The sequence below is a fragment of the Rhizobium pantanalense genome, assembly GCF_030182525.1.
Lineage (GTDB): Bacteria > Pseudomonadota > Alphaproteobacteria > Rhizobiales > Rhizobiaceae > Rhizobium.
Genome location: NZ_JAQJCH010000026.1, coordinates 1 through 26118 on the forward strand (window position 1 = coordinate 1; position 26118 = coordinate 26118).

Here is a 26118-nt window from a genome sequence, read left to right on the forward strand (position 1 = left end):
GTTACCGCCTTGGCGATTTCGGTTAGCAACAGCCTCAACAGGCAGATCATCTGGTCGACCACCATCGTCGCATTCGTCGCCCTGTCCGTGATGTTCTTTCAGTTTTGATTCCTTCGGCATTGCAGCCGGCTCTTTTCGTTAGGCCGCAGGAGCAACTCGTTCAAATTGCTACTATATGGTGCATTCAAATTGAATGAGAACTAGGCGAAAGCCATCACGAGCATCAGCATGATGCCGCAGACCACCCCGATCAGGCAGGTTGTTGGCATATGTTCGATCATAGGGCTGCCTTGGCTGCGTCGCAAAGAAGGCCTGGTTGTCGTTGCATAAATGAGCGCGTCGCAGGATTGGGTGCTTAATGTCCTCTCCGTTTCCGGGAGGACTTTTTCTCGCAAGTCTTCGGGCATCCACCAGTCTATCTGCAAACCGAGGGCACGACGGCCGTCGTCGGTCAGTAGAAAACGCACACCACCGTCCCAATCGATGCGATCCGCCCTGATCACCCGAAGGCTCAAAGCTTGAGCCAGAACTCCCATCGTCTTGCGGTCGATATTAGCGTAGTCGTCTACTTCATAGACGCCGTCTCGGAGAATTCCTCTGAGGAGCTTCAATATTTCGGACTCGCCTGATTTTTCCATATTCCTGTCCAACAGTATCGGCCACGCGATAAGCGACACAGTTCAGCATGATTGTGTGGACGTAGCGTGGATGTTTGCTTGAGGGTCTGCAGAGTAATTCATGATTGAACATCGACTGCCTATGTGCCGTCTTCACTCAATCTGTATGCAATCTCCACGAAACCTGCACGGAACCAGGCTATTTCACAGGCGGCGTTGCTGAGCTTTTCGTTATGCGATCAGCCACAAAGTGCGACCGCAATGGTTACGAAATGGATCGCTTAGCGACGGGATACTTAGTGACGGGATCATGATCGGCAGATCTTATAGTATTGTGTGCCGACTGCACGGCATGTGTCAAAGTAACAGTTCCGATATACCAAAGCGCGGACACAGGTGCTCGCACATCATCTTGTCGATGCTGATGTTGGGACTGGCTCTGCCTGCCTGTCAAACGATGGATCTATCTCCACCTGCGGCGCCTCCGCCCCTGCCTTCTGCCTATGCGGGGGCATCGCCCGGCAGCTCCAAGACGGGCGCAAGGGCCTCGGCATGGTGGGAAGGCTTTCACGACCAGATGTTGTCGTCAATTGTTTCTCGTGCTGCGAACAGCAACCTGACAGTTGCGCAGGCCGAGCAGAACCTTGCGGCAGCAAGAGCGATGGCGCATTCGGCGCTTTCCGGCTATCGGCCCGAGTTGGGAGCAACCGGGATTGCAAATGCTGCAACCGGTCCACGGGTGAACAATGATTTCACGCGGCGTCCATTGCAATTGAATCTCGAGACAGGCTGGGAGGTCGCTCTTTTTGGACAAGACAGGCAGGTCCAGAAATCGGCCGATTTGAACGCGCAGATCGCTTCCGAGGATCTGGCGGCGGCAAAATTGGCGGTGACAGCCGAAATCGCCACAAATTATGTTCATCTTCGTGCACTTCAAAGGCGTCGCGCCGACACTGCCGAGATGATCAGCCTGTTGGAGAGGAATTCCAGACTGGCAAACGTCAAGGAGCAAGTCGGCCTAGCCACTGCATCCGACGTGGAACTGCAGAAATCGGTCATCGACACTGCCAGATCGAGGCTCGTCGAGTTGGAAAACGAGATCGCCACCTCAGTCCAGCAAATTGCGGCCCTCGAAGGAACGTCCACGCCGTCGGCAGACCTCCTTAAACCTCAGCCGCAGCCAACCGTCCAAGCCAGTCTGCTGGAAGGCCGCCCCGCAGATCTGCTCCGCTCGCGACCCGATGTACGGCGAGCCGAATTCGCGGTCGCCCAGGCCGGCGCGCAGGTCGACATTGCGAAAAGCGATCTTTATCCGAAACTGCGCCTTTCCGGCACGATAGGGATTGGCGCCCCGATTGAACGCTCTTTGTTTGGCGCTTCAGGCGGCCCATCGCTGCAAATTCCGCTGTTCGATCTGGGCCGGCGCAAAGACGTTGTCGCGGCGAGCGAAGCCAAATTTCGGGAAGCGGGCTTGGCATACAGACAGGCCGTTCTCGTTGCCTATGAGGAAGCCTCAAGAGCGCTGCGTGAGTTCAATGCCGCACGACAAAAAACGGCGCTGCTAAGATCGAGGTTGAAGGGAGCGACGATGGTGCGCAACAGCGCTGAGAAGCTCGTTCAAGAAGGCCTGGAAGATAAATCGAAGTCCATCAGGGGCGCGCTCGACATATTGGAGCTGCGAGCGTCACTGACGGACAGTATCGAAGATGAAGCCCGCGCCCTCATCGCTTTCTACAAGGCAACGGGTACCGCGCAGCAGGGCTCCCCCCTCCTTGCACCGGAAAGGCGGATGTAGTTATGCCGGTTCCGATCGCGCGCAAAACCCTCATCTATGAATGGCGGCGCTTCTTGCCGGCCGTTGCGGCCGTTGCCTTTTCCGGGCTTCTCATGACGGCCCAGGGAGCGCTCCTGCTTGGGATCGTGAGTGCGAATTCGCTTTATGTATCGCAATCGACCGCCGATTACTGGGCCGGCTATCCCGGCACGCAAAGCGTCGAACTCGGGCGAACGGTAAAAGCTCGCGTGCTGACAAGCCTCTATTCCGAGCCTCTTGTGTCCCATATCGAGCCGCTGCTGCTTGGATCCGGCGACTGGCGCGCCACCGGAGGCAATGGTGGCGTCAGCGTCACGATCATAGGCATCGATACTGAGGTCAGCAGTGCCGGGCTGGCCAAGGTCGTTCCAGCAGGATTGCGCAGCCAACTGCGCGAGCCCGGCGCCGTCGTCGTGGACGCATCCGATGGCGACAAGCTCTCTACCAAACCCGGAGATGTGGCGGAGGTGAACGGTCATGCCGTACGCGTGGTTGGCCTCATCGACGGGCTTCGCGGTCTGGGCGGCGTGAACGTCGTCGGTTCGCTCGATACGGCGCGCGTGCTCGACCAATCGTTGCCTACCGATGGTGCCGCCACCTATTTCCTGTTCGATATCAAAACGGGCGATAAGTCTGCGGGCGTGATCAGGCGTCTTAATCAACGAGCCTCTGCCGACCACTTCGAAATCTGGCCTTCCGGGAGGCTTGCGAGCATGTCGACCAGCTATATGCTGTTCGATTCCGGTGCCGGTATTGCGTTCATCTTTGCAACGCTGATAGCCGCAACCATTGGAGCGCTGATAACCAGCCAGACCCTCATGGCGGCAGTCGCAGGCGCGCTTCCGCAATATGCCACGCTTCGCGCGCTCGGTGTGCCCTTTGGAGAGTTGAGAACCATTGTTGCCGAGCAGGCAGCGTGGGTGGGTGTTTCCGGCCTGATCATCAGCGGCGTATTAAGCCTTCTCATCGCCCTCATTGCGCAGATCTACAAGGTTCCTTTCGTGCTTGACGGCATCGTCATTCTTCTCGCCTCGCTCGTTGTTCTCGTCGTGGCGGTACTTGCCTGTCTTCTTTCGATTCATCGCCTGCGTCAGGCAGACCCAGCTTCCTTGTTGAGATGATATGATGCGATCTGCTATCACAGCTCTCAATCTCCATAAATCCTTCACCGTCCAGGGCGTTCGTACAAACGCGCTCGTCGATATTTCCGTCGAGATGTATCGTGGTGAATTCGCTGTCCTCAGCGGCCCTTCCGGCTGCGGCAAGAGCACGCTTTTGGCCACGCTCGGCGGCATGACCAAACCCGACAGCGGGCAGCTTCGCGCCGGCGAAACCGATCTCTCTTCCTCGACGGACGCGCAGAGAGATGCGTTTCGGCTGAGAAGCTGCGGTTTTATCTTTCAGGGCTTCAATCTGTTTCCGGCGCTTTCCGCGCTTGAGCAGGTTCAGGTGCCGCTGGATTACCTGAAGGTTTCGGAAGCCGAGGCACGAGCCCGGGCGCTTGCGGCACTGGAGCGCGTCGGCCTGCTGCACCGCCAGCATTTGCGACCTTCGCATCTGTCCGGCGGCGAGAAACAGCGCGTTGCCATTGCGAGAGCCATCGTCAAGGAGCCCGCCATCCTGTTTGCGGATGAACCGACGAGTGCTCTCGACAGCAGCAATGGATTGAGGATCGTCGAGATCCTGCGTGACACGGCCAGACAATTGGGAACGGCGGTTCTGTGCGTCTCGCACGATAGCCGTCTGTTTTCGAAAGCAGATCGCCTCCTCAGGATGGAGGACGGGCGACTGCTGTCTGAGGAACGGCCCGCCTCCGGGCGAAACACCGATACACGAGAGTACTGGCATGGATCACACTAAACGCTCACGCCGTCTTTGGGCGGCCGGCCTATTGGGTTCGTCCCTGACACTGGGCATTTTATGGATTGCCGTCGGCGTCCCGAAGGCGGACGAAAGCTCGGATGCTGCCGAACGCATCGCGCCGGCAATCACCGCCGCTGCACGCGGAACAGTCGATGTCGAAGGGGGGCTTTATCGAATAACGGCAGTTCGCGACGGGATCGTTGCCGACGTGCCGGCAAGGGAAGGAGCGTATGTGCGCAAGGGGGATGTCCTTGTCCTTCTCGACAGAAGGCAGGAGGAAGCTGCGGTTCGCATCGCCGAGCAGGAGGTTTCCCAGGCCGAAGATCATCATAAGCTCCTCGAAATCAAGGAAAGGAACCTTTCCAAGACCTATGAAAGAATGCGCCGCGCCGCCGCCGGCAAAGCCGTTTCCGATCAGGCGCTCGAAGATGCGCGCAACAACTATGAGACGCAGGCTATCGAAACCAACTCGGCTGCGACGGCTCTGAATATCGCGCGCGAACGTCTCGAAATGGCCAAACGCGAGGTGAACCTGCGCGAAATCAAGGCGCCGGCCGACGGCATCATCATACGCCAGGCGGTGAAGGCCGGCGAGGCGGTTTCATCCCAGGCGATGAGTGAGATGTTTATCCTGTTGCCGGATGGGCCGAAAATCGTGCGCGCAGACATTCCGGAAGAATATCTCAACCTTGTCGGTCCCGGCATGACCGTGGAGATCGTCCCTGAGGGGCGCTCCACGCAAACCGTTTCGGGGCGGATCGACCGAGTGTCCAAAGTATTGACACATGCGAAAACGACGGAAAACCCGGGGGAACGCAGCGATATACGTACGGCAAACTGCATCATCACCGTTGCATCCGATGCCCCTTTGGCGATTGGACAGCGCGTCGTTGTCCGAGTTCTGAAATGAGGGAGTCATACGCCCAGCGTATTGGGAACGCGTCTGGTTCATCCGAACGTCGTCAACGCGAAAAGTTTCACGAATTCGTGTTGCGGAAGAGCTCTTGAGCTATGATCGCCGCAACGTTCGCCAGCGGAGTTCGGGCTTCCATTTTGTTCTTCTCGTTGCGTAGCCGGTTCTCAATGATAGCGGCAGGTACATGGTCGAAACGAACGTCAGCGTGGCGATGCGGATGTGAAGCTGGTGGGAAAGCAACCCTTGGCAAGGCGTGGGCAATTCAATCGGCCGCACCTTGCAGATATGCTTCTGCTCGCGGTTTCAGATGATTCAGGCGAGCTCAAGGTCTCATATGTCGCTGCTCTCAGCTCCCGGCCGGAGATATGACAAGAAGCATGGAGAGGGCCACCCCGCATAGAGTCGCAACCAAAAAAACGCCAGGCAAAAATCGAAACATATTGTCCACTCAACTTTTTTGCCTGTTTAAGACCAGAATTGTGGAGGTCGCGATATGAAGATGTTGCGATTTGGTGGAGCGGCGCATTGAAATCGGGAGCGCTTTCCGAAGCCCAAATGACCTTGAAAGGCTCGACATAACGGTAAATGGTTGCAAGCATGAGCCGTCAGGGGCATTCCTGAGTACCCAGCAGCCTTCTAAAATAAATGAGCGATCGCAATGATTAAAAGACTGAACGGGCACATCGTCAAAGCGATGCTTATCGTGGCGCTAATTGCATTCATCATCACCTATCTGGGGCTGACGGTTTATTATACCTGGGTAGAGCCGTGGCTTTATCCAGAAATTATCGACGAGAGCAGGTGGTCGATCGGTGACCTGGCTTTGATAGGAGTGATACTCGCGATCGGACTCATGGTAGCCTCGATCGCAGGCTGGCGCCTTACGAAGACAATTGTCGAGCCCCTGGAAGCTGTCGCCTCTGCCGCGCGCGCGATAGCGGAAGGCGACTTCACGGCGAGAGCACCAAGGGTGCGATCCGCCTCTCACGAGGCCCACGCTTTGGTGGAGGACTTCAATTCAATGGCGGAACGCCTGAGCAAAGCTGAAATGGAACTCAAATATTCCAATTCGTCTATTGCCCACGAGCTGCGCACTCCATTGACTATTCTTCGCGGCCGACTGCAAGGGCTGCTTGACGGGGCATTTGAACCGAGCTCGGAACTGTATACCCGGCTAATCGCGCATGTAGATGACTTATCGATGATCGTGGAGGAGCTGCGCACACTTGCGCTCAGCAGCGCTGGAAAATTGCATCTCGACCTCGACACAATTGATCTTGCGAGCGAGGTGAAAGGCGTGCGTACGTCCGTGACTGAAGAATTGGAGCGCGTTGACATCGTATCGGAGGAGCATCTCACGCCTGCGATTTGCCTGGCTGACCGAACGAAGATACGGCAGTCCGTTCTGGCGTTGCTTGAGAACTGCCGCCGATATGCGCCGGGCAGCAAGGTCGAGTTGCATACTGGGCAGATGCCAGATTACGCTTTCATCCGGATTGCGGATAATGGACCCGGATTAACAGATGTGGGGCGGGAGAGAGCCTTCGAGCGATTTTGGCGAGCCGATGAATCCCGAGCCAGAGCTCTAGGCGGGTCAGGCCTAGGCCTTTCCGTCGTACAAGGAATAGCGAGGGCTCATGGTGGCGAGGCGCTCATTGTGGATCAGCCAGGCCCTGGCTTAGCAATCGAGATCCGGTTGCCGTCGATAAGTACTCTCGGAAAAGAGCGTCCTCGGTCATGATCGTTTGATTGCTCTTATAGAGGTGTCGTGGTCGCCGGTAGGAGGCGATGAAACTGTCATTGAGCCGATCCGACGTCGTGGTTGGACGAACAGGCTGCCTTGGCTCCGACGGCGTCCAAGTGCCGTAATGATATCCTAGCTTCTGAGGCGATAAGCTACCGCGCGACTTTATCCTCTACGCAGTGTCCACATCGTTTTCGCACAATCTGGATATAGCGGTGCTTTGAACTCGACCCAGACGTTATCACTCACGTGGGAGACGATTTTGGGAGCGAGTAGAACATACTCAGTTGATCATCGAAGGGCCGCTCTGCGTCACTTCAGCGTCGTCACGACCTTCAACGGGAGTGCAAAACCTGAAGGCGACATGCTGTTGCTACCGTGCCAGACGGATAGCCGGATCGGTGAATTGTACAAATGCGTATTCGGGTAGATCCTCGTGTTGCCATCCGTCCCTGAAGCGCCAGCTAATCGCAAACGAACGATCTGCGTGGCGACCGTTACTCGCGCCCGTCCTCAAATGCTTTCGAACCTCCTTCAATCCTACAGCAGGATGTATGTGCCCGACGGAGTTCATCTTCATTTCATCATTGTCGAGAACGCCAAAGCGGCGTCGTTATCCCAAATGATCGAGGATTTCCGGAAGCAGATCCCACATTCGAGCGTTCAATATGAACTTGAGACGCGCCTGGGGATCGCTTTCGCGCGCAACCGCGCTCTGGAAGTCGCCCTTGCGGCAGGTGGCGACGTGCTGACGTTCGCTGACGATGATGAGATCGTCAAGGAAGACTGGCTCGTGCAATTGCTTGCCGCGCGAGATGCTCAGGATTTCGATATTGTCGCATCACCCGTCAGGTTCGCGCCACCCCCGGCAGGTTCTTCCTTGTGGAACAGGATCGTTTGGTCAGGAATGAACAGAATCAATCGCAAAAGTGAAGCGAAGTCCTTCCGCGTTTTCGAAAGGGGCGAAGCCAGACACATCAAGCTGGCGACAGGCAGCTGGATGGGAAGGCTTGGGTTCTTTCGTCGCACTGGCCTTCGTTTCGACAACACACTGGGCTTGGCAGGCGGTGAGGATTGGCAATTGTGGGTCGATGCGTTGAAGCTCGGCGCGCGCACGAGCTGGACACCCCATGCCATCGCCTACGAGACGGTTCCTGTCGAGCGCCTGACACTTTACTATCAATACCGCCGCTCTCGGGATCATAGCAGCACGTTGATTGCGAGGAAAAATGCCCTGCGATCAAAGAGGGGGACGATGCGCTTGCTTATCTCGATATCGGGCCGAGTATGCACGTTGGGCCTTTCTCTTCTTGCCGCACCGCTGACGGGTGGGGGGACATTGGTGCGCGCGGCTTCCTGCCTTGGCAGCATAGTCGGCCTGCTTCAAGGGCATGTCGGACGTATCTCACTGCACTATCGGATAACCAGTGGCTCCTAAGCTCTCCGCACGGGCGGAACTCTGAAACGCGTTAATCTTTTGGCCTTATAGACCACCCATTTAACGCCGCTTTGTACCTTCGCTGAACCGCACGGCTAGCAGTGATTTCGTTGATTTTCGAATGAGGAACCTAACATTCCTTAAATCGCGAGTTTGATATCGTGATCTATTGATATTGCTCTACGGATAAGCATGCGCTGTTTCACATGTCTATAATGTCTCTGCCTGTAAGCAGGCAATTTTATAATACTTTGCTTTCGACCGTATAGAGGAATCTCATCGCTTGGTCAGACTGGAGCAGCCTATAATATCTTCGCACCAGTCTATAAATTCCGCGATATATATCGTCGTACGATATCTCTCGTTTGCAATCGACCCTGCTTATGTCGAATTAGATAGCACGATTGTGCAAATCTACGCCAAAGAGCCTCACGGGTGATATCATGGATATTCACGCCACCATCATCCTCTACGCTTCAACATATCTAGCGGGATACCACAATGAATATATGTGCCGTATATGGCACAGACCTGCGTCGATGGAAGATGTAACTTAAAGGGAAGGACCCGAGGGCGGCGGGTCCCTCCCGCACTGATCGGAGGTCAACCGATCAATTTGAGGAGCCTGATATGATCGGTAACATCAGGCCCCTCCTTACTCGGTACCAGGCGTTCCGAGTAATTTCGAATTAGAAGCTCCGTTGGAACCGCAAGATACCGGACCACTGATCCCGATTTACAGAATCGAAGTTGGTATAAGACAGTTCTGGTGTAACCTGCAGGTTCTTGACCGGGCTCCACCGGATGTTCGTCGTTGCCGAGAAGATCTTGGAATCTGTGTAGGCCAGCTGGACATTCCATTTGAGCTTTTCGTTGATCGGAACGCCGACGCCACCCCAGACAGCCCAGTCACCCCAGCCACATAAATCCGGCCGGCCCGTCGGGCAAGCCGATCGCGCGACGTTCGTGCCGGCATATTTGTTCAGCTTGTTACCGTCCGTATTCCACCCGCCCATCAGGAAGGCTGTGAACACGCCGAAATCCGCATCGATACGCGCCTTGACCGCGCCTGCTTCGGCGATCGAGTCATAGCCGCCGACGACCTTAAAGCCCCAGGCGCCGGATCTGAAGCCGGCACCGGCAACGGCATCGGGAGCATAGTGGTTGCGCTTGTCATCCTTCCACCAGCTCGCGCCATAGGAAGCGCCAGCGCCGCTCGAATTGCTGTCTTCCACCGAGGCGACGGCTGTGAAGCCATTGCCGGCGTCGTAATTGTAGGTCAACTGATTGAGTTCGTACGGTCCGGTATAGACCACGTCATCGTTGATGACATCGCCGGCATAACCCATGAAGCTATTGAACTGGGAGTCGGCTTTGCCGACGAGGAAGCCGCCCAAGCTGATATTCGCGGTCTTCATGTTCGTCGTTGTGGGACCACCTTCCTGCCAATCCCAGCGGAGCAGCACATTGGTCTTCAACGGACCATATTCGGTGTCGGTAGCCGTGGCGATGCTGAGTTCGGCGCGAGTGTGCCAGAGCGTGCCGTTCTTGCTATCGGGATTGTAGGCATCATTCCATTTGCCCTCCGTGCGAACCTGGCCGCCGAGCTTGAGGCAGGTTTCAGTGCCAGGAATAAAGAAATATCCGGCGCCATAACCGTCGCAAATGCGAACATACTCCACGGGCTCAGGTTGGGCCGCCACAATCGCGTCCGCTGCCTGAGCGGCGGATGTCACCGTGAAGGCGGCGGCCGAGCCGATTAAAAGCCTCTTTAAGTTCATTCAATTACTCCTCATTGTCGATTATTGGGATCACCCAGCCCATTTCGAGCGAAGCGATTGAGCCCCGACGCACTTCTTTCTTTCCCGCCCGAAGCGGAGACACGACTTGGAACCGCGGGTCGCGTCTCGCGCTTTGAGGGGACATCGCCTGTTCTTCTGGCTCCCTTTCCGATCGCGACTCGTTTCTAGTCGTGCATCTCTATTGGCTGCCCATGTTGGGAGATCGTGGAGGTCGTGCTGAGCATTCATCGAGGCATCGATCACATGGTGCCGGCTTGCCACGTCGATCGCGGTTTCAGATCAATAGGAAAGGCAGTTAGCTCTCGCCGCTGGAGAGTTGGTGATAGAGCGTACAGACCAACTTCAACCGGGTACGCGGCGTGGCGCCTCCGCTTTATTCTCGATTGCGATTGGAAACGTGACCCTCAAGTTGGCTTAAGCTAGCTGTCTCGCCGGCTGCAGCCTGTTGCAAAAAAAGGCGTGCATGCAACCACGGCTTAAAAGGTGTCAGCAAGGTCAATTGATGCCTGCCATTTCAGACCGGGCAGCGCCCGCAACCGTGGTCACGCTGTGCTGACACGGAGAGTTCGTTGCGAGCGGCGCCATTCTTCACGGCAGCAGCAAGGGAACCCCTGTTTAAACCATTGAGGAACAATAGAGATATCATGGAGGTTTGGTGTACGGTCGCGAAGACCTCTCGACGTAGCAGGTTCATTATGTCATCGGATCACACGATTTCTGAAAGTGGTGGCTGATATTAATGAATGCTCTTATCCTCATCGCCGAAGATGATGCAGAAATTGCAGATATTCTCGACGTCTACATGACCCGCGAAGGCTTCAGAACAGTTCGAGCAGCCGACGGAAGGATAGCAGTCGACCTGCATCAGACGCTAAAACCCGATTTGGTGCTTCTGGATGTGGCCATGCCACGCCTTGATGGCTGGGGCGTACTGGCGGAAATCCGTCGCAGAGGCGATACGCCAGTCGTAATGGCCACCGCGCTTGACAAGGACATCGACCGGCTGCAAGCCTTGCGTGTGGGTGCCGATGACTACATCGTGAAGCCGTTTAATCCAGTAGAGGTCGTCGCTCGTGTGAAAGCGATCCTCCGCCGCGTCGGGATGGCCAGCGCGGTTCGAATGCTTCGCGTTAATCCTCTCACGATCGACCTTGAAAGCTATCAGGCGAAGATTGAAACCGACGCCGGTACGACGATTATTCCGCTCACTCTTACCGAGTTCCGGCTACTCGCGCATATGGCAAGGGCGCCCACAAGGGTTTACACACGCGGTGAACTCGTGGACGCCTGCCTCCCGGGCGGGGACGCGCTCGATCGCACCGTAGACAGTCACGCCAGCAATCTCCGCAAGAAGCTTGAACAGGCGGGTGTGCATGGAATGATGTCCGGTGTTCGTGGTGTCGGTTACAGATTGTCGGCGGAATCCTGAACGCGGAATGGCTGGCTCCTCGATGCAAGCCAGATAAATTGCTGTCTCTCGTTAGAATGTTCCATAGCAGAAGCTTATCCCGCAAAAGGCATTTGGTTCAGCAGATTAGATAAATTCAGAAAGGCTCGTTGGTTCGCATCCTTTCACATCAAACAGGGTGAACCACCCCGCGCACGTTTACAGGTATGCAGTACTCTAATGCGACCGAGACAGCCAAAGTGCCAGAAGATAAACTCGCTCCATTGCGGCGGGCGCAGATATAGTGCGTTCGAGGGAAGGCAACCAAACCTGGTTGCCTTCCCCATGCTTACCGGCGCTTCTTCCGCCAAGGTGCATTCTTCTGCCAGTCGCCGGCCATGATGCTCCCGAACGGGATCACTTCGTCGACCACTTCGGCAAGGCCATAGTGCTCGATCTGCGCCCGCACATTGGCGGCGCTCTTGTAGGCACTCGGTAGTTCCGACACGTCGGCAAAGCCGGAGAAGAAGCGCACGTCGAGGCCGCTGGTCTCCTTCTGCAGGATTGCCGCGATGTTGTTCGGGCTGAGCCCACGCGAATCCGCTCCGTACTCCGCCGACAGCTGCCGCATATGCGCGCTGCGCGAGATGTTGCGGCCCGCGCCATGCGGCGAGAAGCCGAGACCATGAGCGGCATTCGTTCCGCGAACGATCAGCACCGGTTCCGCCATGTTGAGTGGAATGATGGTTAGATCGGTCGCATCGTGTGCCCAGTTGTCAAACGCCGGCGTCGCGCCCTTGCCGTGATAGAACAGCCCATCAGACTTCCGGAAGACGAAGTTGTGTTCGTTCCAGAAGCGATCGGCGACCTTGACCGAGAATTTTTCCGCCGCCATGTCGTGAAGGATATAGTGATTTTCCTTCGTCCATTGGCGGATCGTCTGCAAGGCCGACCAGTAGAGGTCGCCTTCCTCGGTATCAGCCGGGATCCAGGCATTCTCCGGGTGGGTCTCGGGCGAGAGCTGTTCGCGGAACCGATTGGCGACCTTCATGCCCTTGTCGTAGAGCCGTGCTCCCGGAGCTCGCGACCCATGATGGGTAACGAGCGCCGTTTCACCGGTCGACTTCATCGTGCCGACATAGGCAAAATGATTACCATCGCCCTGGGTCGCGAAGTGCTCGATACCGATATTCAGCGTAGCACTCTGCAAATATGGGTTCTGCTCGAAAGCCGATAGCGTCGCCTCCGAAGGCTGGAACTGCGCGCCACGCGGACGGCCGCCCGGACCGAAATGCGTCACGGAGTGCACCGCGTCCAGCAGCGATTTCGGATCGACGCCTGGAAAGATCGAGATCGCCATCGAGCAGCAGATATCGGCCGAATGCATGCCGGGATGGATCGCTTCGGAAGCCACCACACCGCCGACCGGGATCGTGCCGACGGGACCCGCCGGGCAGGCGTCCGGCATGATAGCCGCGGAACGGACGACAGGCGTGCGCACCAAAGCTCGCATCGTCGCGTGTACCTTTTCGACATTGTCCTGTTCGAAAGCGTTCTCGGCGCGGATGTTCGAATAGATCTCGATATCGTTATCGGCCCGCAAGGGGAGCGTCGGGCCAGGCTCGAAAGCCTTTGCCGCTTCCAGAGCATCCACCATCGAGCCGCCCTTGCCCAAAACCGCGTTGGCGGCGTCGAGGGCTGGGCGGAACCACTTTCCCTGGCTCATGCCAGCGTCGATCAAATCCTGTCCGCTCATTACCGTTGTCATTGTCTTTTCTGCGTCTGCAGTCCTTCTGTTAGATCGTTTCTCTTTAGGCACCCCTTGGGTGACGAACGCAGCAGGAGGCCATAACGGCACCTCTTGTTTCGTTCGTGCCAGATACATTTCAAGTAGCGTGCCAGTTTGAAGAAATGAGCGTGAGTAGCGAGAATGTTTCTTGTATCCTATTGTTTTAACAAGATAAAAAGTTCTGTGGCCGCGGGGGAGCTCTGCGGTTGCGAGATCTGATGTTTGAAAGGTATTATCTAACCATCTAGGAAACTATAATTTTGGATAAACCATGAAGCGGCGCGTCGCCATAAGCATATTGGGAACGACCCTCGATTCGGGCAAATGGGACAATCGCTGGAGCCGCTGGCGGCCCACCGTCGCTCTCTGTCAGCAGCCGGGGCTCTTCATTGACCGGCTGGAATTGATCCACGACAATCATGCACAGCCGCTCAGCCATCGCATCATCGCCGACATAGGAACAGTTTCGCCGGCAACGGAGGTGCGCAGCAATGTCATCAACTTCCGCGATCCCTGGGATTTTTCCGAGGTCTACACAAACCTCAGGGACTTTGCCCGCGACTACAGCTTCGACCCCGATACGGAAGATTATCTGATCAACATAACCACCGGCACACATGTGGCGCAGATCTGCTGGTTCCTGCTGACCGAGGCGCGCATCATTCCTGGCCGACTGCTGCAGCTTTCGCCGCCACGCGATCGGGAGGGCGAACAGGATGTCGTCGGCACCCACCGGATTATCGATCTGGATCTTTCCCGTTACGACGAGATCGCAAAGCGTTTTGCCTCTGAGCGGGCGGATGCAGCCTCCTTTTTGAAGTCTGGCATATCGACCCGCAATGCCGCTTTCAACAGGATGATCGACGAGATCGAGAGAGTGGTGATCCGGTCGAGTGCACCGGTTCTTCTGACCGGACCGACGGGAGCCGGCAAGTCGCAGCTTGCCCGCCGGATTTACGAGCTGAAGAAGGCGCAACGGAAAATCAATGGCCCGTTCGTCGAAGTCAACTGTGCGACATTGCGTGGCGACCAGGCCATGTCGGCGCTGTTCGGCCATGTGAAGGGCGCCTTTACAGGTGCCGCCAGCGAGCGTGCGGGCCTTCTGAAATCCGCCGACAAGGGCGTCCTGTTCCTTGATGAGATTGGCGAACTCGGCCTCGACGAGCAGGCCATGTGCCTGCGCGCGATCGAAGATAAGAGGTTTCTGCCTGTCGGCGCCGACCGTGAGGTTGCTGCAGACTTCCAACTGCTTGCCGGCACCAACCGCGATCTCGGCGAAGATGTTCGTAAGGGACGCTTCCGCGAAGACCTCTACGCCCGGCTCAATCTTTGGACCTTCCAGCTGCCGGCACTACGCGAGCGTAAAGAGGATATAGAACCCAATCTCGATTTCGAACTCAGACGGTATCTGGAGCGGGAAGGCGAGAATATCACCTTCAACAAGGAGGCGCGGGAGCGCTATCTGACGTTCGCGACCAGCCCTCAAGCTGTCTGGAGCGCCAATTTCCGCGACCTGTCAGCTTCGGTGACGCGCATGGCGACACTCGCGCCGCATGGGCGTATCACGACCGAGGTCGTCGACGACGAAATCAAGCGCCTCAATGCGTTTTGGCGCCGCGCGGCCGATGATGATGATGGGACGGATGCCATTATCGAAGATGTGTTGAGCGCAGAAGCTGCCGCCCGCCTCGATCGTTTCGATGCGGTGCAGCTTGCAACCGTTCTTCAAGCCTGCCGGGAACATGCAACGGCGAGCGCCGCCGGCAGAGCCTTATTCGCCGTCTCGCGATTGGAAAAGAAAAGCAGCAATGACGCAGATCGTCTGACGAAATACCTCGCACGTTTCGGCATCAGATTTGAGGATGTCAAGCTACGGTAACGACCGCGGGCTCGGTGAAGCTTCCCTCCAAAATCCCGAAAGGTGAGCTTGATCTAAACAAGACCGTACCTGCCGCCGCCGGCACCGTGCGGGGTGAGGTGCCCTTGACCTTGAGATGATCCGTAATGGTGTCACGGCTTGCATCGCTGATCCGGCCAGTCTCCGCGACCGCAATCCGCCCTTACTCGCGCGCCCACACGAGCAATGTGGCGGATAATTCCGGCATATCGGCGAAGATAATGTGCTTGCGCTCCATTTTCTTCTCAAGCCGGGTCTTGTGCCGATGCAGGGCTCTCAAAAAGAACACGATCCAGGGATTCTAGTCGGGCTCCGCGCTGCGGATTGTCTCCGCGTGCGCCTAAACGACATGTAATAGTTCTAGTTTCACCGATATTCATTGCGACGGAGCATGTCGGGCGGTCCCGCATCGCCGTGGGGGACATCACGTACATATGGATGCCAATGCAAGTCATTAATCCGCGGACAGACACTCTTCGGCACTGTAAATACGATCTATTTCATGATTTTGGGAGCGGAAAGCATAAACTTTTAGTAGTCATCGCTGGGATCAGTGACTGTGATGCAGCTAACAGCGGCAATCAGCAGAAGCAATATCGAAAAGATAATAGCGTAGGCATAGGTATGATAAAAATCAAACATGACACCTGTCAATGGCGGCCCGAGGAGGGCACCGAATCCCCAGGATGTATAAAGTGCTCCGATGATGCCTGATATCTGCCGGCCTCCGAAATAGCTCATGCAAAGTCCGGGAAGAATGGCGATATAACCACCGTAGAAGGCTCCAAATACAAACGCGTAAATCATTAGGTTAATAATATGCGGGGAAGCGACCAACCACCAAAACATAGAAAGGCCCAAGCCCACAAACATCACAGCAAGTGTGCGCCGACGGCCTAGGCGATCGGCGAATCCGCCAAACGAGAAACGGCCGACTATGCTTGCCAGTCCCAGTAATCCAATAAGAGCGAAGCTCCAATAGCTGGGATTGTGATTGTCCAGCGCGTATGGCACCAGATGAACATAGGTGGTGAAAACCGCCGAAGAAGATAACAGGCTCGCGACGAAAAGATGCCAGAATGGTCTGGTCCTAATGGCTTGCTTCAGCGACAGTCCTGACGAGGTGGTTCCCTGCAGACTAACGATCGCAGGCAAGGTTCCATCGGGGCCGAACCCTTTTTTTTCTGGATGAGATACGAGAAGGAAGCTGGCGCTGCTGCAAATTGCGATAACAATCAGGGAAAATACATAATGGGTTTCAACCCATCCGATGCGCTCTACCAGCCTTGATGCCAGTAGGGGAAACAGCAGAGTTCCAAGACCCGTACCGCAGATAGCTAGTCCGGAAGCCAGACCTCGGCGCACCTTGAACCAGCGCTGAACGACACTGATCGCAGGGATATACATCAGGCCGCCTCCTATACCCACACCTGCGCCGTAGGCGACATACAAGGTAGCCATTGAAGTTGCGCTTGCCGCAAGAATCATTCCGGCGGCCATACATAAACTTCCAAAAAAAACAACCAAACGCGGCCCATATCTGTCGGATAGAAACCCTCCGGCGAAACCGGACATGAACCAAATGAATTCACTGATCGAGAAAACAAAGGAAACTTGAGCGCGGTTAGCACCAAAGGCATGAGCTATCGCATCAAAATAGGCTGGAAACGCATAGATGGTTCCCGCAGCCGTGCCTCCAATAAAGAAGACTGCGCAGACGATGATCCATCCGTAGAAGAAGCGTGCCCGAGTACCATTCACGTTAGTTTGAAGAACACTCATTCTTTGTCCTTTGCTCTTCGACGGCTGGAAACTCGCTGCAGGCTAGGAGAGCCTTGTGCATCTCGTGCAGTTCGATTCCGCGACCATTTGGCAACTTCACCATGTGAACCGCGCCACAAGTGTAGTCAAGGGAGTGATAGAGGGCCAGCGCCGTTCGAGAGGAACTAAGAGCGAGAACTGACACATTGTGTTCGCGAGCATCTTCTTCAATTCGCTGCATAATTTCTTTTGCATATCCGCGGCGCTCGTGATCGGGATGCACGTATACACAGCGAACAGTTGCAAAACTTTCGAGCGTCGGCCTATCTGGATTCGGGTCGTTGTAGTGTGACTTATAGTCCGGAATTGCTCGCGACCACCCCCCGGAGGCGAGGATTGCGCCCTCGCTGTCGGCAAGGACGAAATAATGCCCCTCTTGAATGAGTGAGAGAGTCAAGCCTTGAAGGGTATTAAGGGCCATTTCTACATCCGCTAAGGGATAAAAGCGTGACCCAATACGAGTGAAGGCGGATCGCTCCAGAATGGTAAGCTCACTAAGGTCTGCACTTGTCGCAAGCCTGCAGATATGTCCGGTACGCGTTGACTGCCTGTCCGTGATTTTGATCATGGTTATGCGCTGAGAGCCTTGATCTTATCTGCAGTCATTCGAAACACGGTCCATTCGTTGAGCGGCTCGGCTCCAAGCGACTTGTAGAACGCGATAGACGGTGTGTTCCAGTCGAGGACAAACCATTCCATTCGGCCGCAATCCCGCTCGGCCGCTACCTTCGCTAGCGTCTTGAGCAGCAGCTTGCCGACGCCATAACCGCGGGCCGCTGGTTTGACGAACAGATCTTCCAAGTAAAGCCCTCGCTTTCCGAGGAAGGTCGAGTAGTTATGGAAATAAAGCGCAAAGCCGACTGCTTCGTCATTCAGCTCGCCGATTAAGACCTCGGCACTTGGCTTTTCACAAAACAGAGCAGCGCGGATCGCATCGCTAGAGGCGATAAACGAGTCTCCAAGCTTCTCATAGATCGCCAACTCTCTGATCAGGTCGGTTATGAGATCGAGGTCCCTATCAGTGGCGGCGCGAACGTTGATCTGGTTGGTCATTGAAATTCCCTTATGGCCGGAATGAGGTCGACGAGCCGCGCTGCTTTCTCGATAATTGCGGCTTGATGTGGCTGGATTGTGTGCACCGGCTTAGTGATGTGAAATCCAAATGGGTCTTCGACGCCGGTTTGGATGCCGGATAGTTCTTCCATGACAGCAAGCCCGCAGAATGGCGTATAGAATTCGGCGTACCCACCTTCGTGGATCATCAATAGGCGCCGATCGCACAAGCGACCGGCGGCAGAAACTAGCAGCCTTGTCATAAGCCGGAAGGTTTCAGCCATAGTCATCTGACGGGCAAGCGGATCGAAGATGCAGCTATCGAAGCCGCTTGATACAAGGATCATCTGTGGTTGATATCGCTCTAGTGCGGGGCAGACGACCCGCTCCATCGCCGCCAGATGAGCATAATGTCCCGAGCCAGGTGGCAACGGAACGTTGATATTACAACCCTCGCCGTCTCCGGCACCATTTTCGCTGATCGCGCCGGAATTGGGAGGATAATTGCTCTCTTCGTGGATCGATATTGTCAGAACTGAAGGGTCGGAAAAGTACAGTTCCTGCGCGCCATTGCCATGATGTGCGTCGAAGTCCACAACAGCAATGCGCTTCAGGCCGTGCCTCTCTCGCAAATGCTCGATCGTTATTCCGCCGTTCGAAAGAAGGCAGAACCCACGTCCTCGCCCGCGCTCGGCGTGGTGCCCCGCAGGCCGGACCAGCGCATAGGCGTTGTCGATTTGTCCGGCCATGATAGCGTCTGCTGCTTCAATACATCCCCCAGCCGCGAGACAGGCGATTGCCCACGATCCCGGCCCGACCGGAGCTCTTTCTCCAGCATCACCGAATCCTTGGGCGCTCAGATCGACCAATCGCTGAAGGTATTCGCGGTCGTGGACTCTTAATATTTCCTCTTCAGTTGCCTCACGCGGTCGAACCTGGTGAAGGTGCTGTAGCAGACCTGACACCTCAATCAGGTTGCGGATACGGCGCTTGGCATCTGGACTTTCGATATGAAGCAATCCGGGCTCTATATAGCCTCCCACCGGCATAGCGCCGCCTGCGATACCGGTCGTGTGCCACATAAAGCGCTCGTGCCAAACGAGTCCTGTTTTCCGGGTGGCGCTGTGCGCATCCTCAGTTGATTTCATATGTATCGCCATCCCGTTTTAAAATTGCTCAAGCTGTAGAAGGTCGGCAAAATTCTGTCGTCGACGGATCAGGCGAAAATCTTTCCCATCAAGGAAAACCTCTGGCGCGAGCGGACGGCTGTTATAATTCGACGACATGCTGGAACAATACGCCCCGCTGTCACGGAATACGGCAAGGTCTCCGACCTCAGTCTGCGGCAGTTGTTGATAGCCAACCATGCCGTCAGCGCCTTGCGTAAACACGTCGCCAGCTTCGCAGAGCGGACCGGCAACGATGGACGGCGTAAAGGTCTCCTCCGTACTCGAAGGGCGTTTACCGACGATATCAATCTGATGGTAACCGCCATACATCGCCGGGCGCACCAGATCGTTGAAACCAGCGTCAAGAAGAATGAAGCGGTTCGGCCCAACCTCCTTCATCGCTCGCACTTCGGACAGGAGGTATCCGGCATTGCCCACGATATACCGCCCAGGCTCGATTTCCAGCGTGACCGGGTGGCCCAAATGCTTCTCAATTTCTGCCTTGGCCTCACTCCACAGCTGGTGATAGGTGACAACGTCGAATTCGTTGTCCGTATCCTTGTGAGTGATCGGAAGACCTCCGCCTGCGGAAATGGCCTGTATGTCGAGCGGGCACCTCCTAACCGCTTCCACCATTGCGTCACATACGCGCTTAAGATGATCAAAGCTGGCTCCGGAACCGATGTGCATATGTAGACCGACTAAGTTTAGTTCATGCACCCCAATCTGTCGGTAGCATTCTTCGAGATTTTCGTGCCAAATACCGTGTTTGCTGAACTCGCCGCCAGTATTGGTTTTTCGGCTGAAACCGCTGCCAAAGCCAGGATTGATGCGCAACCATACTCGGTGGCCGCGGCTGACCGACCCAAGCTGTGTAAGCATCTGTGGCGAGCCGACATTCACAGGTATCCCGCACTCGGCGACGTATTTCAGGGTTGGCCTGTCCAGGATGTCCGATGCGTACACGATCTCAGACGAAGTCCACGAGGCCTGGTAGCCAGCCGCAATCGCCCGGCTTATCTCTCCCATCGATACGGCATCCACGACGATACCATGCGACCTCAGCAATGCCAGAAGATGCGTGTTGGAATTCGCTTTTTGCGCATAACGGATCACATCAAAGGGCCTGAGGCTTGCGATGCGCCTCTTTATCTCATTGACGTCGTAGACCCAGCAAGGGGTCCCGTACAGAGCGGCTATTTCTTGGAAGGCGTCGTCCATTTCAGGATTTCGGGGCATAGGATTGCACTCGCTTATAATTTGAATGCCAAAACGGTAGTGCTTAATGGGGAAATATTCGCCAGAAGTGATCGAACCGATTTGGATGATAGAGGCTATGCATCGGATGAGACCTGCCCTCGATTGCGTCGAGGGTTGCGGCCGCAATAGCGGTGCTTTGCGCGAAGCCGCCGGTATTATGTCCTGACGCGACAATGAGCGTGCCGCTGCTGGCCTGTCTCATCTCAAAGATTCCAAGGCTACTCGCGGTCCACGGTCTGATGCAGTACTTTCTGCTGGCCTGCAGTTCTCCACTTTCAAGTGCCGCGCTATATGCTTCGGGAAATAGGCCCCTGATATAACTCTCCATTGACCTGAAGAGCTGTTCCAATTGGTCGTCGCAGATGTTGCTGGGCTCGCGCCCGACATATCCGAAGCCAGATCCGAAAATCAAAATCTCCTCTTGCCGCTCGTTTCGAGCCAATATGATGTTACCCGACCCGGCGATATGGCCTTCGCGGGAGATCTTCAGTGAACGCTGAAGTTTGGGTTGTCTGTTGGGGAACGAGATCCAGGCGCCAAGAACACCGTGGATCTTGTTATTGGATGCGGCGGTATCCAACAGATGACGCGCGTAGGCACCAGCGGAAATGAAGTAGTGATCGCTGGTCATCAGGGTGTCGCCGTGGCGAAGCCCTACAACGACGCCATCTCGCGTAGCGATTTCGTCAATCGTTGTATTCCATCGAAAAGACACTCCGTGCATTTCGAGATGGTTGATGAGCTTTTTCGCGTAATCGTGGATGTTGACCGTGAACCCTTCGACTTCGATGCCGGCGTGAATTTCCCGGTTGGCGCAACCCGCAGCCAGGGCGGGATACTCTGACGCTAATCTGTCTCGATCGAGTTCCCTGATGAAGGCGCGGACCTTTTTTTGACGGCGTACTTGTTTTTCGTGATAGGCCTCGGTTTTGCATATGCGAAGGAGCCCATCCTTAAAGCCGATGCCCTCGAACAGCTCTGGATGTTCGTCGATCATGGCCTTCCAAAGCGCAAAACTCTGGTGGTTTAGATCAAAGATATCGTCGTTGTAATGATCAGCTAGCCAAATCGGAACTCTGAGGAACTCATTCGTCCATTCCCCATCAGCGGGCATATATTGACCGGTCTTGCCAATTTCCCAACCCAGTTCGTCGACTGGTCGCGCGATATGCCCATGAAGCTTTTCTCCCGGTACCGGAGACCGATCGTGGTAATTGTCACACTCGGTCAGCGAAAACATTCGCGCGTTCTCGCCGCCGTGCGTGCAGCCGTACTGCGACCAGGGAGCTCGCATCCTCGGATCTGCGGTCCGTTCGACCACTTCAACCTTATAACCGCGGCGTTGCAATTCGAACGCTGTCATCAAACCGACTATGCCAGCGCCCGCTACGAGGACACTTGCGCCTGCTCGCGACGGCGTCGCACGGACGAAAGTCTCTGCTGGTTTGGCAAGGTGCTCTCTTGTGAAAGCTGCCTCGGCCAAGGCGAGAGCCTCCGTCAGCGTTACTGTTCGACGATCAAAAAAAGCAGTAACAATCCGGTCGTTGTAAGCCGTTTCCCTGTTCAGGACCTTCGCCGGCACGAATTCCTGGAACACCAGGAGTAGGAGAACGCCTCCGAAACCTGCCTTCCATCCCGCAAGTGCACGGTTACTCGGAATGACATCCGTAATTAGCACCCGCACGCCGCTTGCGGCCAATAGGCTGGTTTCTTTTTCGGCTTCCCAATGGTAGGGGCTCGCCATCCGGACGACGGGGCAGGGGAGTAGGGCGCGTATTTCCTCTTCTTTCAGCTCGAATGTTGCGGCGACCGTTCCCGACGCTGCAAGAACTCTTTGCGACGAAGTGGCCTCACGGGCTGCGTCATTGTGTTCCGCATCCGTGTTCAAAGTCAGGTGTGTTATTGTGTTAGACATGCGCATACCCGATCAAGCGTTTCGAGGGCTTCAGTGATTTCCAGTGCCGTCACGGTCAGGGGCGGTAGGAGGCGCACTACGTTGTCGGCTGCGACAAGTACGATCAGACCGTGAGCAAGGCAGGTTTCTTCAAATGCGGTATTGGGACCAACGATCTTGAGGCCCTGCATCAGTCCGATGCCGCGTGCTTCGGTCAGAACAGACGGGTACCGCCGGACGAGAGACACAAGACCGTCGGCGAGCTGTCGACCGCGTTCTTTGACTTGGTCTAGAAAGCCGTTGGTCGTTACCTCGTTGATGACAGCATCTGCCACTGCGCAAGCCAGCGGGTTCCCCCCGAATGTCGTGCCGTGGGATCCATAAAGCATCCCCCGGGCAGCATCTTCCGTGGCAAGAACAGCGCCAATCGGAAAGCCGCCACCGAGTCCTTTTGCAAGGGAGGTTATGTCCGGATCGACCGCGAATTGCTCGCTTGCGAGAAAGGTCCCGGTGCGCCCCACGCCGGTCTGAATCTCATCGAACATGAGCACAAGGTCGCGCTCGGTAGCCAACGCGCGGAGATCTTTCACAAAACTCTTGTCGAAGACGCGAATACCGCCATCCCCTTGAATCGGCTCAAGCAGAATGCCAGCCGTTTGCGATGAAATGGCTGCCAAGACCTGATTGATTTCATTGGGCCCCACGCGATCGAAGCCATCTACGGTCGGGCCGAAGCCAAGCCGGTAATCTTCCCTGTCGGTTGCTGCCAGTGTGGCCAGAGTCCGGCCATGGAATGCCCCATTGAAGACGATAGTTCGCCAGCGCTCAGGGTGTCCGACTGCTGCTTGGCGCTTGCGCATCACCTTGAGCCCGCCTTCATTTGCCTCCGCGCCAGAATTACAGAAGAAAACTTTGTCGGCGTAGGTGATCTCAGTTAGCCGGGCGGCGCACGCAGATTGCCATGGTATCTCGAATTTGTTCGAACAATGCCAAATGAACTCTGCTTGAGAAATGAGCCGCTCTTTAAGCTTGGGATGGTTGTGCCCTAAAGCATTGACTGCGATCCCGGACCCGAAATCCAGGTACTCTCGATCAGCCTCGTCGTAGATCTTGCTGCCAGCTCCGCGTGACACTCGTAGCGGGGCACGCCGGTAAACTCGCATCAGGGCACTTTCACCATCCAGACCTGGATGAGTGTGAGGCGCATTTGTGTTTGCAAGCGACAAAGGTGTCGGCATGGTGGGTGGCCCCTTTTTCAATTGCTGCTATTCGCCGGTCAGACACCAGCTAGTGGAGAATTCAGCGTGAGACGCTGATAGGTATCATTATCCATCGCCGAACCGGGGCCGTTGAGGCGGGGTTGGCGAACCGTCTGTTGTTCTTGTGACATCTCACGACGTAGAATTTCCCAATGGGATGTGGCTGCGAAAGCCCATGGACTTTTCGGGGCGGCTTTTTCGTTCGCGTCCAGCCATTCGATAACCAGATTTGCGTCTGCCCGCTTAAGCTCGACTTTCCAATTTTCAATCGCTGCCAAAAGCCAACGCTTCCTGTGCTCGTCCAGAAACGCGCATGCGGCAACGATGGAACGATAAGTACGCCGCGAATAATGGATGTAGCCAGCCGTCAACAGCAATCTCTCACGCTCGTTCGCTGATATCAGATCCAACGATGAGAGGCGCTCGAAGGTGGCCTCGTAGTCCACCCGCGGCACGGATAACGGCAGCCAGTCCAGCTCTTCCGGAGCGTGGATGAGAGCGACCGCCTCGTCGTCTGTTAACTTCCCGTCCATGTAGTAAGTGAAGATCTTGCCGATGCCGATCATCCCGAATGGCTGGCATTCCACAGCACGCAATGCACCCATGCTGGCGCCCCCACAAATCATGAGGCCCCGGCTTAAGGCGAAGAGAATTTCCTTATGCCAGACCGACGGTCTATCACCGAAAAACCCGTCGATAAGGCCGATAGCTTTGGCACCGTATTCCACGGCCCGCAGAATATCTCCGCATCCAGCCGGCGGCGCAAAAATGAGCCCGGGAAAGCGTTTCTGAAGCATACGTCGGCTGCCACCGATGCTCGGGCCTACGAACACGATCTTCAATGGCGGGTCCTCCGCAATGCGGCAGCGGCTCTAGGACCGAGCTGGACACTTTGACCGTGAATATCGACTTCGAGCCCCGGCACAATCATGCGGACTACTGAAACGGGAAGCCCTTCATCCTGCAGCGGCACTGCGATGATTTGTCGGACACCAATAGCGCTGATGTTGCCGACCAGACCACGGCTTATCTCATCTATTGAGGATTGCTGTTGGACGGGATGACCATGCGGCTTTCCACGTTGTTCTGCCAGGGCGACAAAATCAAGCAAAGCATGTTCTGCCCTCGCCTCCTGATATATGTGCGAGGAAAAATCATCGCGGCTACCTGCAATTGCGGTCAACCGGCTCTGCGCCGCTTCCAGGATCGCTTTCAATGCAGCTCTCGCCGGGTCCGGATGACAACCGCACCCGCCACAGATATCGCTCCGGCGCAATTTAGGCCGTTTTTCGGTAGGAACGAGCATCGCGATAAAGGCTGGGATAGCTATGTCTGTCGTCACGTCGACCAGCACCAGGCGCATACCTGCAGCCCAAATCCGTGCCAAAATGATGTTGAGCACCCCATCTTCCATACTCAGCGGATCTACGATCCGTTCGGATAGCTCGCTGATGGATGCAAGCTGTGCCAGTGTCCAGGCGTCTCGCTCGACGAGCTCGCAAACACCATGCAGGATGGCTTCAGCCGCACTATTGCCTGATGCCAGTCCGTCGCTGGACTGTTCAAAGCCGGGACATGCAAAGCGATGATCCATGCCGACGAGAGGCCAGGGAACATAGACGCGAGAATTCGTGACGAGATCCAAGCCCTCCACCCAGCAGAGCGGGTCATCTCCTATGTCGTGTGGATTACAACGTGCAGTCGACGCTAAATCAATGCACGGAGCGCCCTGCTGCACCATTTCGCTGACTGTAGCCGTGAGAAACGCGTTGGGTCGGATTTCCGCAAGCCGTGTTTCCAGCGCTTCCATTGCGGCGGACACCATGGCCGAATCATTATCGAGACCTTTGCCCTGGAATACCGACAATGTGTAACTGTTTGGACGGGTCGCGATCGCGACGGGAATCTCGAGATTGTCGAGCCCCGTCACCAGACCGATGCGAGTAATGCCAAGACCTGCGAGGTGGGGCTTAATCGACGCCAGTGTTTGTGACGGGGCTACACGCCGGTCGTAATAGTTGCTGTAGCTGTGATCGCTTCGCCGCCATTCGGCGGCAAGCCGGTCTACAGCTCTCGATAAGAGAGAATCATTGATCATGGAAGTGCAAAGAGATTGGATCAAAGTGGTGGGGCGCGAGCCCTCTGCGCCGAGAGCTCGCAAGCAATATTGAGGGATCGCTTATCGCAACCGCATCGCATGAACCATTTCAGCGAGTGCATTCGCCGTTAGGTCGGAAGCTTGGTTAGCAAGAATTTTTTGACCAGCTTCGGAAAAGCGAAATGGTCGAATTTCAACGGCAATCTTTATTGTTTGGGACTCGGGATTTTTCATTTTTCTCCAGCCTGTCAAAGCATCTCGACGACGGGAGAAAATCATCACGGCAGGCGTTACATGG

The 26118-nt window shown here is 55.8% G+C and carries 20 protein-coding genes; 8 read left to right on the forward strand and 12 right to left on the reverse strand.

Going from position 1 to position 26118, the window contains the following annotated elements; genetic code table 11:
* Nucleotides 1-200: 200 nt before the first annotated feature.
* A complete protein-coding gene (locus PH558_RS33515; protein ID WP_162718340.1) occupies nt 201-638 on the reverse strand; it encodes a hypothetical protein in 438 nt (145 codons plus the stop codon).
* Between the two features lie 229 nt (nt 639-867).
* Here PH558_RS33515 and PH558_RS33520 point away from each other — a divergent pair, with 229 nt between their 5' ends.
* From PH558_RS33520 to PH558_RS33545, 6 genes are all read left to right on the forward strand, one after another.
* Nucleotides 868-2412: a TolC family protein gene (locus PH558_RS33520; protein ID WP_285208500.1), complete on the forward strand. Its 1545-nt coding sequence runs from the start codon at nt 868-870 to the stop codon at nt 2410-2412.
* Nucleotides 2413-2414: 2 nt separating this feature from the next.
* Nucleotides 2415-3551: an FtsX-like permease family protein gene (locus PH558_RS33525; RefSeq protein ID WP_112434931.1), complete on the forward strand. Its 1137-nt coding sequence runs from the start codon at nt 2415-2417 to the stop codon at nt 3549-3551.
* 1 nt (nt 3552) lies between these two features.
* Nucleotides 3553-4290, forward strand: coding sequence for an ABC transporter ATP-binding protein (locus PH558_RS33530; RefSeq protein ID WP_285208501.1), 738 nt, complete (start codon nt 3553-3555; stop codon nt 4288-4290).
* The gene (locus PH558_RS33535; protein ID WP_285208502.1) at nt 4277-5203 is read left to right on the forward strand and encodes an HlyD family secretion protein; all 927 of its coding nucleotides are present in this window, start codon (nt 4277-4279) and stop codon (nt 5201-5203) included. The genes PH558_RS33530 and PH558_RS33535 overlap by 14 nt, the downstream gene beginning before the upstream one ends.
* 664 nt (nt 5204-5867) lie before the next feature.
* The gene (locus tag PH558_RS33540; RefSeq protein WP_285208503.1) at nt 5868-6950 is read left to right on the forward strand and encodes an ATP-binding protein; all 1083 of its coding nucleotides are present in this window, start codon (nt 5868-5870) and stop codon (nt 6948-6950) included.
* Nucleotides 6951-7440: 490 nt separating this feature from the next.
* Entirely contained in the window at nt 7441-8391 is a 951-nt protein-coding gene (locus tag PH558_RS33545; protein WP_285208504.1) for a glycosyltransferase family 2 protein, read from the forward strand.
* A gap of 689 nt (nt 8392-9080) precedes the next feature.
* On the opposite strand, the gene PH558_RS33550 is transcribed toward PH558_RS33545, so the two are convergent.
* The gene (locus tag PH558_RS33550; RefSeq protein WP_285208505.1) at nt 9081-10172 is read right to left on the reverse strand and encodes a porin; all 1092 of its coding nucleotides are present in this window, start codon (nt 10170-10172) and stop codon (nt 9081-9083) included.
* A gap of 760 nt (nt 10173-10932) precedes the next feature.
* Here PH558_RS33550 and PH558_RS33555 point away from each other — a divergent pair.
* Nucleotides 10933-11622 carry a response regulator gene (locus PH558_RS33555; RefSeq protein WP_285208506.1) on the forward strand — a complete coding sequence of 230 codons (690 nt, stop codon included), beginning with the start codon at nt 10933-10935 and terminating at the stop codon, nt 11620-11622.
* 307 nt (nt 11623-11929) lie between these two features.
* Here the strand turns inward: PH558_RS33555 and PH558_RS33560 are convergent, their stop codons facing one another.
* On the reverse strand, nt 11930-13336 hold the full coding sequence (locus PH558_RS33560; protein WP_285208507.1) for an RtcB family protein: 1407 nt from the start codon (nt 13334-13336) through the stop codon (nt 11930-11932).
* 304 nt (nt 13337-13640) lie between these two features.
* Here PH558_RS33560 and rtcR point away from each other — a divergent pair, with 304 nt between their 5' ends.
* Nucleotides 13641-15248 (forward strand): RNA repair transcriptional activator RtcR, encoded by a 1608-nt coding sequence (gene rtcR, locus PH558_RS33565; protein ID WP_285208508.1) that lies wholly within the window; start codon nt 13641-13643, stop codon nt 15246-15248.
* Nucleotides 15249-15797: 549 nt separating this feature from the next.
* Here rtcR and PH558_RS33570 read toward each other — a convergent pair.
* The 9 genes from PH558_RS33570 to PH558_RS33610 form a co-directional block, all read right to left on the reverse strand.
* The gene (locus PH558_RS33570) at nt 15798-17048 is read right to left on the reverse strand and encodes an MFS transporter (RefSeq protein WP_285208509.1); all 1251 of its coding nucleotides are present in this window, start codon (nt 17046-17048) and stop codon (nt 15798-15800) included.
* A complete protein-coding gene (locus PH558_RS33575) occupies nt 17029-17508 on the reverse strand; it encodes a GNAT family N-acetyltransferase (RefSeq protein ID WP_285208510.1) in 480 nt (159 codons plus the stop codon). Before PH558_RS33575 ends, PH558_RS33570 begins: the two co-directional genes overlap by 20 nt.
* Nucleotides 17509-17657: 149 nt before the next feature.
* On the reverse strand, nt 17658-18140 hold the full coding sequence (locus PH558_RS33580) for a GNAT family N-acetyltransferase (RefSeq protein WP_285208511.1): 483 nt from the start codon (nt 18138-18140) through the stop codon (nt 17658-17660).
* Complete coding sequence (locus tag PH558_RS33585) at nt 18137-19288, reverse strand: class II histone deacetylase (protein ID WP_285208512.1); 1152 nt, start codon at nt 19286-19288, stop codon at nt 18137-18139. The genes PH558_RS33580 and PH558_RS33585 overlap by 4 nt, the downstream gene beginning before the upstream one ends.
* An 18-nt stretch (nt 19289-19306) precedes the next feature.
* Entirely contained in the window at nt 19307-20530 is a 1224-nt protein-coding gene (gene lysA / locus PH558_RS33590) for a diaminopimelate decarboxylase (protein WP_285208513.1), read from the reverse strand.
* A 61-nt stretch (nt 20531-20591) separates the two neighbouring features.
* Nucleotides 20592-22484: an NAD(P)/FAD-dependent oxidoreductase gene (locus PH558_RS33595; RefSeq protein WP_285208514.1), complete on the reverse strand. Its 1893-nt coding sequence runs from the start codon at nt 22482-22484 to the stop codon at nt 20592-20594.
* Nucleotides 22469-23626, reverse strand: a complete 1158-nt coding sequence (locus PH558_RS33600) for an aspartate aminotransferase family protein (protein ID WP_285208522.1) — start codon at nt 23624-23626, stop codon at nt 22469-22471. The genes PH558_RS33595 and PH558_RS33600 overlap by 16 nt, the downstream gene beginning before the upstream one ends.
* A gap of 113 nt (nt 23627-23739) precedes the next feature.
* Nucleotides 23740-24564 carry a TfuA-like protein gene (locus tag PH558_RS33605; RefSeq protein ID WP_285208515.1) on the reverse strand — a complete coding sequence of 275 codons (825 nt, stop codon included), beginning with the start codon at nt 24562-24564 and terminating at the stop codon, nt 23740-23742.
* Nucleotides 24561-25820 (reverse strand): YcaO-like family protein, encoded by a 1260-nt coding sequence (locus PH558_RS33610; RefSeq protein ID WP_285208516.1) that lies wholly within the window; start codon nt 25818-25820, stop codon nt 24561-24563. Before PH558_RS33610 ends, PH558_RS33605 begins: the two co-directional genes overlap by 4 nt.
* Nucleotides 25821-26118 lie beyond the last annotated feature (298 nt).

Bases quoted from the DNA above. Each gene is read 5' to 3' on its own strand.
- PH558_RS33515 (WP_162718340.1), bottom strand. From the start codon at position 638: ATGGAAAAATCAGGCGAGTCCGAAATATTGAAGCTCCTCAGAGGAATT.
- PH558_RS33525 (WP_112434931.1), top strand. From the start codon at position 2,415: ATGCCGGTTCCGATCGCGCGCAAAACCCTCATCTATGAATGGCGGCGC.
- PH558_RS33530 (WP_285208501.1), top strand. From the start codon at position 3,553: ATGATGCGATCTGCTATCACAGCTCTCAATCTCCATAAATCCTTCACC.
- PH558_RS33535 (WP_285208502.1), top strand. From the start codon at position 4,277: ATGGATCACACTAAACGCTCACGCCGTCTTTGGGCGGCCGGCCTATTG.
- PH558_RS33540 (WP_285208503.1), top strand. From the start codon at position 5,868: ATGATTAAAAGACTGAACGGGCACATCGTCAAAGCGATGCTTATCGTG.
- PH558_RS33550 (WP_285208505.1), bottom strand. From the start codon at position 10,172: ATGAACTTAAAGAGGCTTTTAATCGGCTCGGCCGCCGCCTTCACGGTG.
- PH558_RS33555 (WP_285208506.1), top strand. From the start codon at position 10,933: ATGAATGCTCTTATCCTCATCGCCGAAGATGATGCAGAAATTGCAGAT.
- PH558_RS33560 (WP_285208507.1), bottom strand. From the start codon at position 13,336: ATGAGCGGACAGGATTTGATCGACGCTGGCATGAGCCAGGGAAAGTGG.
- rtcR (WP_285208508.1), top strand. From the start codon at position 13,641: ATGAAGCGGCGCGTCGCCATAAGCATATTGGGAACGACCCTCGATTCG.
- PH558_RS33570 (WP_285208509.1), bottom strand. From the start codon at position 17,048: ATGAGTGTTCTTCAAACTAACGTGAATGGTACTCGGGCACGCTTCTTC.
- PH558_RS33575 (WP_285208510.1), bottom strand. From the start codon at position 17,508: ATGGCCCTTAATACCCTTCAAGGCTTGACTCTCTCACTCATTCAAGAG.
- PH558_RS33580 (WP_285208511.1), bottom strand. From the start codon at position 18,140: ATGACCAACCAGATCAACGTTCGCGCCGCCACTGATAGGGACCTCGAT.
- PH558_RS33585 (WP_285208512.1), bottom strand. From the start codon at position 19,288: ATGAAATCAACTGAGGATGCGCACAGCGCCACCCGGAAAACAGGACTC.
- lysA (WP_285208513.1), bottom strand. From the start codon at position 20,530: ATGGACGACGCCTTCCAAGAAATAGCCGCTCTGTACGGGACCCCTTGC.
- PH558_RS33595 (WP_285208514.1), bottom strand. From the start codon at position 22,484: ATGTCTAACACAATAACACACCTGACTTTGAACACGGATGCGGAACAC.
- PH558_RS33600 (WP_285208522.1), bottom strand. From the start codon at position 23,626: ATGCGAGTTTACCGGCGTGCCCCGCTACGAGTGTCACGCGGAGCTGGC.
- PH558_RS33610 (WP_285208516.1), bottom strand. From the start codon at position 25,820: ATGATCAATGATTCTCTCTTATCGAGAGCTGTAGACCGGCTTGCCGCC.